Annotated in this window: 11 protein-coding genes; 9 read left to right on the plus strand and 2 right to left on the minus strand. The window is 34.6% G+C overall.

Translation table 11 applies throughout. The features are described 5' to 3' along the window. Positions 1-77: 77 nt before the first annotated feature. From B3J44_RS21345 to B3J44_RS21355, 3 genes are all read left to right on the plus strand, one after another. Positions 78-1,658, plus strand: coding sequence for a sodium:solute symporter (locus tag B3J44_RS21345; RefSeq protein WP_286971304.1), 1,581 nt, complete (start codon positions 78-80; stop codon positions 1,656-1,658). A gap of 280 nt (positions 1,659-1,938) precedes the next feature. Further along, entirely contained in the window at positions 1,939-2,280 is a 342-nt protein-coding gene (locus B3J44_RS21350) for a type II toxin-antitoxin system HigB family toxin (RefSeq protein WP_286971306.1), read from the plus strand. Further along, on the plus strand, positions 2,280-2,840 hold the full coding sequence (locus tag B3J44_RS21355; protein WP_286971308.1) for a transcriptional regulator: 561 nt from the start codon (positions 2,280-2,282) through the stop codon (positions 2,838-2,840). Before B3J44_RS21350 ends, B3J44_RS21355 begins: the two co-directional genes overlap by 1 nt. A 50-nt stretch (positions 2,841-2,890) precedes the next feature. Here B3J44_RS21355 and B3J44_RS21360 read toward each other — a convergent pair whose 3' ends face one another. Beyond that, complete coding sequence (locus tag B3J44_RS21360; RefSeq protein ID WP_286971309.1) at positions 2,891-3,106, minus strand: helix-turn-helix transcriptional regulator; 216 nt, start codon at positions 3,104-3,106, stop codon at positions 2,891-2,893. Positions 3,107-3,270: 164 nt separating this feature from the next. On the opposite strand from B3J44_RS21360, the gene B3J44_RS21365 reads away from it, so the two are divergent. Further along, positions 3,271-3,474 carry a SymE family type I addiction module toxin gene (locus tag B3J44_RS21365; RefSeq protein WP_286971310.1) on the plus strand — a complete coding sequence of 68 codons (204 nt, stop codon included), beginning with the start codon at positions 3,271-3,273 and terminating at the stop codon, positions 3,472-3,474. Between the two features lie 242 nt (positions 3,475-3,716). Here the strand turns inward: B3J44_RS21365 and B3J44_RS21370 are convergent, their stop codons facing one another. Continuing rightward, positions 3,717-4,931, minus strand: a complete 1,215-nt coding sequence (locus tag B3J44_RS21370) for an MFS transporter (RefSeq protein WP_286971311.1) — start codon at positions 4,929-4,931, stop codon at positions 3,717-3,719. 127 nt (positions 4,932-5,058) lie between these two features. Between B3J44_RS21370 and B3J44_RS21375 the strand changes: the two genes are divergently transcribed. From B3J44_RS21375 to B3J44_RS21395, 5 genes are all read left to right on the plus strand, one after another. Then, positions 5,059-5,850: an AraC family transcriptional regulator gene (locus B3J44_RS21375; RefSeq protein ID WP_286971313.1), complete on the plus strand. Its 792-nt coding sequence runs from the start codon at positions 5,059-5,061 to the stop codon at positions 5,848-5,850. Positions 5,851-6,328: 478 nt separating this feature from the next. Continuing rightward, positions 6,329-8,515: an alpha-rhamnosidase gene (locus B3J44_RS21380; RefSeq protein WP_286971315.1), complete on the plus strand. Its 2,187-nt coding sequence runs from the start codon at positions 6,329-6,331 to the stop codon at positions 8,513-8,515. A gap of 168 nt (positions 8,516-8,683) precedes the next feature. Next, entirely contained in the window at positions 8,684-10,366 is a 1,683-nt protein-coding gene (locus B3J44_RS21385; RefSeq protein ID WP_286971317.1) for a hypothetical protein, read from the plus strand. A 156-nt stretch (positions 10,367-10,522) separates the two neighbouring features. Next, positions 10,523-11,647, plus strand: coding sequence for a glycosylase (locus B3J44_RS21390; RefSeq protein ID WP_286971318.1), 1,125 nt, complete (start codon positions 10,523-10,525; stop codon positions 11,645-11,647). Positions 11,648-11,798: 151 nt separating this feature from the next. Continuing rightward, positions 11,799-14,080, plus strand: a 2,282-nt coding sequence (locus B3J44_RS21395) for a glycoside hydrolase family 2 TIM barrel-domain containing protein (RefSeq protein ID WP_286971320.1), incomplete at its 3' end; no start/stop codon positions are given.

Raw genomic sequence — 14,080 nt, forward strand, 5'->3', positions numbered from 1 at the left:
TTATTACAAGCAATGGACAAATCTCTACAAACTGGAATGCCGGTTAAAATCGCCGATATTCTTAACGAATACGGACTATGAACAGTATCTATGATAAATTAACCACGCTAGATTTTGTAATTGTTGCGGGTTATTTAGTGGCTTTATTGGTCATTGGATATGTGGTAAGTATGAAACAGAGAAAGAAAAACGAAACGCTTTTTCTGGCCGGAAATTCATTAAACTGGTACAGCATCGGATTTAATATGTGGGGAACCAATGTTGGGCCTTCATCTTTATTGGCCTTTGCGAGTATTGGTTATGCAACTGGAATTGTTGCAGGAAATTTCGAATGGTACGCTTTTGTTTTCTTATTGCTTTTGGCAATGGTTTTTGCGCCAAGATATATTGCAAGTAAAGTAAGCACTATGCCCGAATATATGGGAAAACGCTACGGCGACAGTACTCAAAACATTTTAGCTTGGTACGCTTTGGTAAAAATCTTGGTAAGCTGGTTGTCTTTAGGATTATTCAGCGGAGGCGTTTTAGTGCGTCAGATTTTGGGAATTCCGATGTGGCAGAGCGTTACTGTTTTAGTGATTTTTTCTGGAATTTTTACTTTTGCAGGAGGATTAAAAGCAATTGCAAAAGTGAATGTTTTTCAGATGATTTTATTGATTGTCGTTTCGCTGACGCTTTCTTTTTTAGGTTTGCAAAAACTGGGTGGAATCGATGTTTTAATTGCTAAAACACCATCAAACTTTTGGAATTTAGTTCGTCCTTCAGATGATTCTCATTATCCTTGGCCAGCTATTTTATTAGGATATCCAGTTGCAGCTGTTGCTTTTTTCTGTACCGATCAATCGATGGTGCAGAGTGTTTTAGGAGCTAAAAACTTAGAACAAGGACAATTGGGAGTGAACTTTATTGGATGGTTGAAAGTGATGGCGCTTCCGTTATTTATTTTACCTGGAATTTTATGTTATGCGCTATATCCAGAATTAGGAAGCAACTCCGATTTAGCTTATATGACCATGGTTACGAATCTTTTCCCAAGCGGCATGAATGGTTTGGTAATCTGCGTGATGATTGCGGTTTTGGTGGGAACAATTGGTTCTTCACTGAATGCTTTGAGTACCGTTTTTACGAATGATATTTATGTAAAGAAAATCAATCCAACAGCGACGATTCAAGATCAAATTAGAATTGGTCGTTTAACGATTGCAGCAGGTTGCATATTTGCGATTTTGATTGCCGTTGCGATTGATAATATTAAAGGACAAAATCTATTCAACATTTTTCAGGCGGTTTTAGGTTTCTTGGCTCCTTCGTTATCTGTTGTTTTCCTTTTGAGTGTTTTCTGGAAACGTACCACTAAAAAAGCCGTAAATGCAACACTTTCTTGGGGTTCTGCTTTTAGTTTGTTTGTTGGGGTTTTATATTTATGGATTTTCCCTGCCGATAAATATCCAGTCTGGCCTCACTTTTTATTGATTTCGTTTTACATTTTTGCTGTGCTTTTAATTGCAGCAGTTATTATTTCTTTAACCGATAAAAATCCTGTGATTAATGTTTCAGATGAAACGGATATTCCTAAAACTAGTAAAAAGGTGAAGCTTTTGTTTGGTTTGCTAGGATTTGTGATTTTGGCTTTGTATTTGGTTTTTAATGGGAATTAAATTTTGTTTAAACTGTTATAATTTAAAAACGCTTCTTTGATAAAAGGAAGCGTTTTTTTATGCTTTTTAAAAAAATCAGAAACAATACGATAATTCTAAAAAGAAAGTAAATACCTGTTAAAAATTGAGATAAAATTGTAAGTTTGCTCTTAGAGATGACTTTTTTGAATTTAAGAAAAATAGGAATCTTGCAGTAAAATTTGAATAGATTTAAAATGAACTATAATTTATAAGTTCGGTTTATATAAGAACTTTTAATTATCTTTGCTAAGTTGGTATTATGAGGATTATTGGGAAAAAGACGATTTTAAAAATTAAAAAGAAAAACATTGGCAATAAAAAATTATGCGATGAAATTGACAAACTAATTGCTGATTTAGAAAAGTTTAATCCTAATCAGGATTCTATTAATGAGATTAGAAACGATGCAGATTGTGTACATAATGACGGTTTTTATTTCTTTAATATTAATATCCACAGGACACTTATATTAATCGAATTTGATGATGATGGAGAAGCTACAATTGTGTGGGCGGGAACGCATCAAGAATATGAGGCAACATTTAAAAACAACAAAACAACTATTGAAAAATGGTTAAGAAAAAATAGCTATATAGAATAATGAAAACAGATTTTGATATAGAGAAAATAATAGATAAAGGCATAATCACAAATGAATTAGATTATGAAAGAGCTCTTATTGCAGACAGGAAATTAAGACTTTTGGCAAAGGATGATCTTCATTTTAAAAACTTGAGATTTAAATTGCGTGACATAATTGAGAAGTATGAAAATTCTGAATGGAGTGATGCAGATAAAATTACAGATAAGAAGCTTTTAGAAAGTGAAAAATCTGAACGTATTGCAGAATTGGAAAGATTGTTTTTAGAAAACAGAAAAAAAATAATAAGAAAACAACTTAAAGAGCTTGAATTAACTCAGGAAAATTTGGGTTTGATTCTGGGGCATAAAAGTAAAACTTATATGTCTGAACTCATGAATGGCATAAAACCCTTTACTTTAAGAGATTTAATAGTTATAAATCGATTATTAAAAATAGAAATAGCTGTTTTGATTCCTGCCTTTCTTTCAAAAGAAGATCAGACTAAAGTTCAGGAAGCTGTAATAAAATTAGGCAAACCAAAAATAAAACTAACAAGTGATGATTTAGTTTTTTCTTAATCCTTTCTTTTAAATCATAAAAAACGCTTTCCTAATAAGAAAGCGTTTTTTTATGATTTATTTCCAGTCGAAACCAACAACTCCCGAATATCAACCTTCAAATATTTAGAAATCTCATAAAGTGTTTCAATTGAAGGTTGAATTTCATTAGTACACCAACGCGAAACAGTAGATTCAGTTTTACCTAGATGTTTCGCTAAATCCTTTCCGCTTCTATTGTTCTCAACTAAGATTACTTTTATTCTATTTAAGTTAACTTTAGACACTATGTTTTTTTATGAATTCTCCTGCAAATATCGTAAAAATTTAAAGACTTGAAAATCAAATATTAAGAATTTTATATTGCTATTTCATGTTGATTATCTTTGATTGTATTATTATAATTTGTAATATTGTTCCTATAATTTTACATATTAATAATCGAAATGTAATGAAACAATCAGCGAAAAGACGATTAAAAATACAACCAAGACATATCGCAAGATCTTATCATCAATACGTTATATTTCCAGAAATACGCCTTTGCGGAAAATGGCTTCAGAAAATCGGTTTCAATTATGGGAATTTCGTTACGATTGAACATCAGCAAAATAAAATCATTATTACAACCAATAATGAAACTGAAACAAAATAAAAACCATCTATTTCAAACATAGCCCGTGGTTTCAACCACGGGAAACGTATTTTGATAAACGTAATGTTATATGCTTTGCGTTCCAGTGGTTGAAACCACTGGCTATGTTTTCATGTACTCATAAATAAAAAACACACATAATTCTCAATCAGAATTATGTGTGTTTTTTATATAAAGAAAAAATTTTTTTTACGTTGAAAATTGCTCGCAATCCCGATAACTATCGGGATTGCGAGATTAAATTATTTCTCAACTTTTTTTCTCCCTTCAATATTTGGCAAGAACCCAGTAATAATACCAATCAAAGGCAGGAATGCACAAATCTTAAATACATATTCTATACTCGTTGCATCGGCGATTTTTCCTAAAACAGCAGAACCTAAACCGCCCATTCCGAAAGCAAATCCGAAGAAAAGACCAGCTACTAAACCAACTTTTCCAGGCATTAATTCGGTTGCATAAACCAAGATTGCAGAGAAAGCAGAAGAAAGAATCAATCCGATAATTACAGATAAAGTTCCAACCCAGAATAAAGAAACGTAAGGCAACATCAATGTAAACGGAGCAACACCTAAAATAGAAACCCAGATTACATATTTTCTTCCGTAACGGTCTCCAATTGGTCCGCCAATCAATGTTCCAGCTGCAACAGCACCCGAGAACAAGAATAAATAAATTTGTGACTGCTGAATCGAAATATGAAATTTATCTATTAAAAAGAAAGTATAATAACTCGTAATACTGCTCATGTAGAAGTATTTAGAGAAAATCAAAATCAATAAAATAACTAATGAAACGATTACACGGTTTTTAGATAAATGGTGTGTTTCAATTTTCATTGCTGATTTATTGGCATTCCTTTCAGATAAATGATCTGTATACCAAATGGCAATTTTATACAAAGCAAAAATTCCAATTAAAGCAATAATACAAAACCAAGCTACATAACTTTGTCCGTGCGGAATGATGATAAAAGCAGCTAATAAAGGTCCGATAGCGCTTCCGGCATTTCCTCCTAATTGAAAGATAGACTGCGCCAATCCTTTTTTACCTCCTGAAGCCAAATGCGCTACACGAGAAGATTCAGGATGAAAAATCGAAGATCCAATTCCGATTAAACTTACGGACATTAATAAGAAAGCGAAATTTGTAGCAATTGAAACTAAGAAAAGTCCAATCATTGTAAAACACATTCCGATTATCAGCGAATAAGGTTTAGAATTTTTATCGGTATACATTCCCACAAAAGGCTGCAGGATTGAAGCTACGATTTGGTAAGTAAAAGTGATAATTCCGATTTGAGTAAAACTCAGTCCGAAATTGTCTTTAATAAGTGGATAAATTGAAGGAACAACAGCTTGCAAAAGATCATTAATTAAATGCGAAAAGCTGATGATAAAAAGTATCGAATACGTGGTTTTTTTAATTACTTCTGGTTGTACTTTAACGGTTTCCATGAGTTGTATTTAGGTTAATGGTAATTCTAAAAATAACAGCTGTATTATTTTTTTACAAAATTGAAATAAATTAGAATGTCAAAATTGCTATATTTGGACAATGAATAGTCAATATCGGACATATAGAATGGCAACGAATTTTGGATATCAAGTTGATTCCTCGATCCCAGTTATAGGTTATACCGAAAAGGTAACCAACGAAGAGTGTATTTCTCATTCGCATCCGAGAGGCCAATTGATTTATGCAACACGCGGTGTTATGAATGTTGTTGTGGGAAATAATATCTGGGTAGTGAATCCGCTTCAGGGTTTGTGGCTTCCGGGCGGAGTTGAACATCAGGTAACTTTTCAGAAAGACGTTAATTACTACAGCGTTTTTATTGACCCTTCTGCAACTGGAGGATTGCCAGAAAAGAGTTTTTCATTTGATATTCCGATGTTTTTGAAACAATTGGTTTTCAAAATCATTTCTTTTGGAACAGATGGAAACTTAACAGATTCTCAACGAAGAATCATCGCAGTCTTCTTAGATGAATTGGCTTTAATAATGCCAAGTGCTACTTTTTTACCAACTACAAATGATGAAAGGTTGCAGAAAGTAGTAGAACTTTTAATGAGTGATGTTTCAAGCAAACAAACAATAGATTATTATGCCGAACTTTCTTTTATGAGCAGCAGAACCTTATCTCGTTTATTCATCAAAGAATTAGGAATGAATTTCAGCGATTGGCGCACAAGAATGAAATTAATCGAAGCCATTAAAAGATTGGGCGAAAAACAATCCATTAAAGAAATCGCTTTAGATTTAGGTTACGAAACGGCTAGTGCTTTCATTTTTATGTTTAAGAAACATTTGGGCACGACACCTTCTAATTATATTTTGGAAGATGAAAATGAATCTGATAAAATGATTGCTTAAATTATTTGCCTAAATTTGGAACACGGATAAAACGGATTCGCTATCGCTAAGACGCGGATTGACACGGATTTTTTTAGTTTTATCTAGAATAAACACAATCATTGTCATTTCGACGAAGGAGAAATCACACTAGTAATTCTACAAAGATTAGCGACATACGTTGCGTAACCCCGCGTGTGATTTCTCCTTTCAGTCGAAATGACAAAACTATATCCAAATTCCAAGCTTTACAGGAATCACAAAAAAGAGTAAAAAAAGAAAAAATCCGTTTTCATCCGCGTCTTCGCGATAGCGAATCCATCTCATCCGCGTTCCATAAAATTCTAACATCATTTTTTTTTAATACTAAAAAAGTGATAACTGATAATTTTTCCCTTAAAAAATTATCAAATAGTTTGAATTTTTATGAATTAGCAGGATAGTACAGGTTGTGAAATGTAAAGATAACACTTATCTTTAGTCCCAAAATAAACTTACTATGCTAAACCGCTGTTCCATTTTTAAACTTTTATTGGTTCTTATTATTTTCTGTCCTTCCGTTTCCTTGACTGCTCAAGAGAAATCAAAAGAAGCGACATGGATCTGGTATCCAGGCGATTTTGAAATTTGGTTGAGCAATAAAATGCAGGTTAGACGTACAGAACGTGAAGCCGTATTTCCACCACTTTGGCAATATTACAGTCCGTATGCTTTGGTAACTTTTCAAACCGAAGTAGACATTCCAAAACTAGACGAAGTGAAAATCTTCTCTGAAGGACCTTTTCAATTACTTTTAGACGGCGTTCAAATTTACGGACAGCCAAAATCAATTACAGTTCCCGCTGGAAAACATAAAATCTCCTTTAAAGTATACAATCAGGAAGTATTGCCAGCTATTTATATTTCTGGTCAATATATTAAATCAGATGCCTCTTGGAAAGTAACCAACGAAGACAAACTTTGGATTGACGAAGCCGGAAAAGCACAGCAATCTGGTACGCCATGGGTTCCTGTTGGTTCTTGGAATTTTGATTCGGCAGAAAATAAACCTTCGGAATTTAAATTAACAACAAAACCTTTAAGTGCTAAGAAAACAGAAAAAATAGGATCTGGCCAATTAGTAGATTTCGGAAAAGAAACTTTTGGTTACATCAAAATTCACGGTTTAAAAGGAAAAGGCAAATTAGCGCTTTATTATGGTGAATCTCGTGAAGAAGCTTTAGATTCTGCTAAATGTGAAACCTTAGATCATTTATCTTTTGATGGAAAACAATCTGAAACTTATACGCACGATGGATCAAAAGCATTTCGCTATGTTCAAGTGCAAGCAGATGCAGGAGTAAAATACGATTCGATTTCAATGCTTTATGAATATTTGCCTTTAGACTATCGTGGTGCATTCAAATCTTCAGATCAATTACTGAATAAAATTTGGGATGTGTCGGCTTACACGATGCATTTAACCTCTCGTGAATTTTTTATTGATGGAATCAAACGTGATCGCTGGGTTTGGTCTGGTGATGCGTACCAAAGTTATTTAATGAATTATTATTTATTCTTTGATTCGCCTTCTGTAGAACGAACAATGTCGGCTCTTCGCGGAAAAGATCCTGTAACGGCTCACGTAAATATTATAATGGATTATTCGTTGTATTGGTTTGTAGGCGTTTACGATTACTACTTGCATACGGGAGATACGAAATTCATCAAAACCTATTATCCAAGAATGAAATCATTGATGGATTTCTGTTTAGAAAGAAGAAATAAAAACGGATTCCTAGAGCCATTAGAAGGCGACTGGGTTTTCATTGATTGGGCTGACGGATTACCAAAAACTGGCGAAGTTAGTTTTGAGCAAATGCTTTTAGCAAGAAGTTTAGAAGCTATGGCGGTTAGTGCTGAAATCGCTGGTAAAAATGAAGACCAAAAAGAATATCAAAAATTAGCAGCTGATTTAAAAACCAACTTATTTAATGTCTTTTGGGATAAAAAAGAAAACGTGATGAAACACCAGCGTATCGACGGTAAAATGCAAAATATTGTAACCAGATATGCTAATATGTTCGGTATTTTCTTCAATTATTTTACGGAAGAACAAAAACAAAGTGTAAAAAATAAAGTATTACTGAATAAAGATGTTCTTCAAATTACAACGCCATATATGCGTTTTTATGAGTTGGAAGCTTTGTGCGCCATGGACGAACAGAAATTTGTTTTAAATGAAATTCGCGATTATTGGGGCGGAATGTTAAATCTCGGCGCAACATCATTCTGGGAAAAATACGATCCCAAACAAAGTGGGAAAGATCATTTAGAAATGTACGGTCGTCCTTACGGGAAAAGCCTTTGTCACGCTTGGGGAGCTAGTCCGATTTATTTATTAGGAAAATATTATTTGGGTGTAAAACCAACCGCTCCAGGATACTCAGAATATGAAATCAAACCAAATTTAGGAGGTTTAAAATGGATGGAAGGAAAAGTGCCAACACCAAATGGAGAAGTTGCTGTGTATTGCAGTACCAAAGAAATTAAAGTGAAAGCAGGTGAGGGAGAAGGAAAATTAATTTTCAAAAGTGCAAGCAAACCAAAAACAAACTCTGGCACCATTACAGAATTAGCAAAAAACAAATATCAGTTGATTGTAAAACCAAATGTGGAGTATATCGTGAGCTATAAAGCTATATAAGTTCTTAGTAATTAGCAGTTACTTCTTAGTTTGTAAAGTCTAGTTTGTCATTTCGAGGAACGAGAAATCACACTCGTAACCACAAAGATTGTAGACGATTGTTGCGGAATTCCTAGTGTGATTCCTCCTTCGTCGGAATGACAAAAAAACTCAAAAAATAAAAAACCAATGTTTTCAAAAAACACAAAAAACAATTTCAAATTAAAAACTGCTTTCCTAGCATTGTTTTCAATCTGCTTACAACTTTCAGTAACAGCGCAAGACGCATGGAAACCAGCTTCATTTGAAATCGTAAAATCAAATTACAAAACTTTCAAAACCACGCAATACGCACACGTTTTTTCAGGAAGCAAACACAATATTGTTCGTTTAGCCCCAGAATTGCAAGGTTTAACAGGAATTGAACTTCCTTTAGATAAATACAAAAATGGAACAAATGCTCCGTTACAACTAAAATTTAAAGAACCCGTTACGGTTTTAATAGGCGTTTTTCAAGATAAAAATGCAGATTATCGTCAGCTTGAAAATTTCAAAGATGCTAAATTGGTTTTAGAAAATGGAGTTACGATTACAGGATTACCTCCAGTAAATGTTTATGCACTTTCTTTTTCAAAAGGAACACAAACTATAAATCCGCAAGGAAAAGGTTTATTTGCCATTTTAGGAGTTGTAAAAGTTTCCGAAAATCTAAAATCAAGAAACGCGGAATTACCAGACGGAAAATTGTGGAATCCAACTTTTATCGTAGAAGGATTCTCAGATGAAAAACCACTTTTTGAAGTTATTGGTGGAGAAAACAAACCCGTTATTGATGAAGGAATGTCTGGAACAGAAGGAATTCAGGGAGGTTTTGAAGGTGGACGCGTGGTAAAAGTCAGCGATACGTATCATATGTTTCCAACAGAAAGGGCAGGAGAAAAAGGTGTTGATTATTATTATGATCGTGTAAAAACCAAAATAGGACATTGGACAAGTAAAGATGCTATTCATTGGAAAAGAGAATCAACAATCTATCAAGCAAGCGGAACTTACGCAGTAACCGAAGACGATAACCCAATGAACGATCGTCGCGCTGCAATTTGGTCTTATATGCCTGTTTTTAATGAAAAAGCAAACAAATGGTACGGCTATTATTTGGCGTATACTGTAAGTAAAGAAATAGAACCAAATCACTCATTCGGAAGAATCTGGCGTTGTGAATCAACAGTCGAAGGAATCAACGGGATTGGTGGTCCGTATAAAGATATGGGAATCATTATGGAACCTGGACTAGATTCTCAGCCTTGGGAAGGACGTCAGGGTGTGGCTTCTTTTTTTCCGTTTAAAGTAGGCGATAAATATTTCGGCTTTTACAGTGGAGCATACCCGTTTAATTCTTGGGCAGATTATCCGAAGAAATCAGGAAAAGGCTGGTTTGTGGCTTTAGCAGAATCTAAAAGTTTAGAAGGTCCTTGGTTGAGAATGAACAAAGGTTTGGAACCCATTAAAACCATGCATCCGCAGTTTGTAGAAAATCCAATCGTGAGTCAATTACCAAACGGATTGTATATCGCGATTTTCGACGGAGGTCCAGACGGCTGGGGTCATCATTTGCCGAACATGATTGGGTATTCATTATCAGCGGATGGTGTTAATTGGGAAGAAGCACATTATCTTCCAATAGAAACTAAAGTAGATAAATGGTGGGATATTATGAGAACGCCTTTGTGCCTAATCCCAGAAGGAAATGATGTTTACACCATAGTCTATAATGCAATCGATTTGAAAAGAAGATTTCATCCAACAGGAATGGTAAAAGTAAAACTGAATAAAGACGTAATGGAATCTCGTTTAAAAGAATTGAAAAAATAATTTCACGCAGATTTTGCAGATTTTGGCTGATTAACGCAGATAAAAATCAATTAATAATCTGCTTAAATCTGCAAAATCTGCGTGAAACAAAAAATAAAAAAAACTTAGTCCCGATAGCTATCGGGATAGCGCCTAAAAGGCAAAAAAAACGTAAAAATGAAAATTAAATATCTAATCGTAGCCATTTCAGCACTTGCCATTACCAGCTGTGCAACCAAATACAAGAAAAGAGAAATTACCGGCAGCGTAATGCAGGAGATTTACGAAGAAATCAAAACGCCTTATAAATATGGTCTGGTGATGGTTCCAACAGACAACTCCTATAAAATGGATTGTCCAAGCGTTTTTAGAAAAGACGGCAAATGGTACATGACGTATTTAATTTACGACGGAAGAGGTTACGAAACTTGGTTAGCAGAAAGTGATAATCTTTTAGACTGGAAATATCTAGGAAAAGTAATGTCTTTCTCAGAAAATGAAAAACACTGGGATGTCAACCAAAAAGCGGGATATATTTCGTTGCAAGACATGACTTGGGGCGGCAGTTACGAATGGGAAAAATACGAGGATAAATATTGGATGAGTTATTTTGGTGGAGACAGCAAAGGTTACGAAGCGGGCGTTCTATCAATCGGAATGGCTTATACGAAAGAAGCGCCGACAAAACCACACGAATTTCAAAGACTTGAAAATCCAGTTTTAACGCCAAAAGATAAAGATGCTAAATGGTGGGATAATAGTACAATGTACAAAAACAGTGTGATTCGTGATAAAGATAAATTGACAGGACACAATTTTATTATGTATTACAATGCCCGTGGAGATAGTATCAATCCTGCAAAAGGTGCAGAACGCATTGCTATGGCAGTCTCAAATGATATGAAACACTGGGAGCGTTATGGGAATAAACCTTTAATCAACCATCATAAAGGAATTTCGGGAGATGCTTATATTCAGCGTATTAATGATACTTGGGTAATGTTCTATTTTGGAGCTTTCTGGACGGGTTGGAATCAAGGTGCATTTAATCGTTTTGCAGTTTCAAATGATTTAGTAAACTGGACGGACTGGAAAGGTGACGACTTAGTTAAATCATCTGAACCATACGATGATTTGTTTGCACATAAATCATTTGTAGTAAAACATGATGGCGTAGTGTATCATTTTTATTGTGCCGTTAACAAAGCAGAACAAAGAGGAATTGCCATTGCAACTTCTAAGGATTTAGGGAAAAGCAAATTGAGTTTTGTGGCACCGCCAGAGAAAAAGAAAAAGAATTAAGTATAGAGAATTAAGTATTAAGACCAAGTTTGTCATTTCGACTGAAAGGAGAAATCACACTCGTAACCACAAAGATTGTCGATTATAATTACGGAATTTCTAGTGCGATTTCTCGTTCCTCGAAATGACAAAAAATACTAAAAATAAAAGAATGTTTCAACGAATCCAAAATAATAACTTTTCAAGGTTTCGATTTTCGATACCAAAATCAGTATTCTCATTTTACATTTTACTTTTAACAGCAAGTATAACCCACGCCCAATCCGTAACAGGAGAACCAGCAGGAGTTCCAGAGTTGCATAAAAAATACGAATTTGCTCCGTGGGAAGATCCAACGATAACAAGCATCAACAGACAGCCTTCAAGAGCGACTTCATATTCATACACTTCTGTTGAAGACGCATTAAAAGGCGACAGAACCAAAAGCCGAATGCAAATGCTAACAGGCGATTGGGATTTCAAATACGCTGTAAATTTAAAAGAGGCTTCAAAAGACTTTTATCAAAACAAAGTATCAGGTTGGGATAAAATTGAAGTTCCTTCCAACTGGGAAATGAAAGGATATGACAATCCGATTTACAAAAGTGCGGTTTATCCGTTTCGACCAATAAATCCGCCTTATATTCCTAAAGATTATAACGGAGTAGGTTCTTATCAAAGAAGTTTTACTGTTCCTGAAAACTGGAAAGATATGACAGTGACTTTACATTTCGGAGCCGTAAGTTCAGGTTTTGAAGTGTGGTTAAATGGAGAATTTTTAGGGTATGGAGAAGACAGTTTTCTGCCATCAGAATTTGATATTACACCTTATTTAAAAGTAGGTGAAAATATAGTTTCAGTTCGTGTCATTCGTTGGACAGATGGTTCTTATTTAGAAGATCAGGATCATTGGCGCATGAGCGGAATCCAACGTGAAGTTTTCATTATGGCTGAGCCTAAACTTCGTATTCAGGATTTCTTTGTTCAAACGAAATTAGACAAAGAATACAAAGACGCTATTTTTAAACTGCGTCCAAAAGTGGAGAATTTGACTGGAGCAAAAATCAAAGATTATACGATGCATGTTCAGTTGTACGATGCCAACAATACGGCAATGTTCAAAGAACCGCTTCAAAGACCTGTAATCGATTTAATCAATGAAAGTTATCCTCGTCTGGACAATGTTCGTTTAGGATTCTTTCAGGAAACCATTAAAAATCCTAAAAAATGGAGTTCAGAAGAACCGAATTTATACACGATGGTCATTTCGATAAAAGATAAAAACGGCAATGTTACTGAAGCCAAAAGCTGTAAAGTAGGTTTCCGTTCGATTGAATTTTCGAAAGAGAATGGAAAAATGCTCATCAACGGAAAAGAAACGTATGTTTATGGCGTAAACCGTCATGATCATCATCCAACAAGAGGAAAAGCCGTTACGAGAGAAGATATCAAACAAGATATTACTACGATTAAAAAGTTCAATTTCAATTTTATACGTACTAGCCATTATCCAAACGATCCTTATTTCTACGAATTATGCGATCAGTATGGAATCATGATTATGGATGAAGCCAATCAGGAAACACATGGAATTGGCGGTAAATTAAGCAACGATCCGCTTTGGACAAACGCTTATATGGAAAGAATGATCAGAATGGTAGAAAGAGATAAAAACCATCCGTCGGTTGTAATGTGGAGTTTAGGAAACGAAGGCGGAAAAGGACCAAACCATTCTGCAATGTCGGGTTGGGTTCACGATTTCGATATTACACGTCCCGTACATTACGAACCTGCACAAGGGAATGCAAAATTAGACGGCTATATTGATCCGCTTGATCCAAGATATCCAAAAACAATCGATCATGCTTACCGATTCGAAAATCCGCAGGACGATTCGTATGTTGATATGGTCAGCCGTTTTTATCCAGGCGTTTTCACACCAAAATTTTTAGTAGATCAAAAGAAAGATACACGTCCGATTATTTTTGTTGAATATTCTCATGCAATGGGGAATTCAGTTGGAAATTTAAAAGAATTATGGGATGAATTCCGTTCGCTTCCAAGAGTTATTGGAGGTTGTATTTGGGAATTTAAAGATCAAGGATTAGTGAAATTTGATTCCAGATCAGGTCAGAATTATTTTGCTCACGGAGGAGATTTTGGCGAAAAATACCATGACGGAAACTTCAATACAAAAGGAATTGTAGATTCTAACGGAAAACCAAAAGGTTCGATTTTTGAGAATAAATGGGTGTATCAGCCTGCGATTTCAACTTTAAACGGAAATCAATTAGAAATTAAAAATCGTCAGGCAGTTAAATCTTTAGAAGGTTATGTTCCGGTTTTAAAAGTGTTAGAAAATGGAAACGTAATCAAAACTCAGATTTTAAAACCATTAAAAGTAGAAGCAGGACAATCGACAACAATAGATGTAAGTTCTTATCTTCCAAAAAT

Origin of the sequence: Flavobacterium sp. UBA4854 (assembly GCF_002399805.1) — a bacterium.
GTDB classification, from domain to species: Bacteria; Bacteroidota; Bacteroidia; order Flavobacteriales; family Flavobacteriaceae; genus Flavobacterium; species Flavobacterium ginsengisoli.

Coding starts and splice junctions, on each gene's coding strand:
- B3J44_RS21345 (WP_286971304.1), top strand. CDS start 78: ATGAACAGTATCTATGATAAATTAACCACGCTAGATTTTGTAATTGTT.
- B3J44_RS21350 (WP_286971306.1), top strand. CDS start 1,939: ATGAGGATTATTGGGAAAAAGACGATTTTAAAAATTAAAAAGAAAAAC.
- B3J44_RS21355 (WP_286971308.1), top strand. CDS start 2,280: ATGAAAACAGATTTTGATATAGAGAAAATAATAGATAAAGGCATAATC.
- B3J44_RS21365 (WP_286971310.1), top strand. CDS start 3,271: ATGAAACAATCAGCGAAAAGACGATTAAAAATACAACCAAGACATATC.
- B3J44_RS21370 (WP_286971311.1), bottom strand. CDS start 4,931: ATGGAAACCGTTAAAGTACAACCAGAAGTAATTAAAAAAACCACGTAT.
- B3J44_RS21375 (WP_286971313.1), top strand. CDS start 5,059: ATGGCAACGAATTTTGGATATCAAGTTGATTCCTCGATCCCAGTTATA.
- B3J44_RS21380 (WP_286971315.1), top strand. CDS start 6,329: ATGCTAAACCGCTGTTCCATTTTTAAACTTTTATTGGTTCTTATTATT.
- B3J44_RS21385 (WP_286971317.1), top strand. CDS start 8,684: ATGTTTTCAAAAAACACAAAAAACAATTTCAAATTAAAAACTGCTTTC.
- B3J44_RS21390 (WP_286971318.1), top strand. CDS start 10,523: ATGAAAATTAAATATCTAATCGTAGCCATTTCAGCACTTGCCATTACC.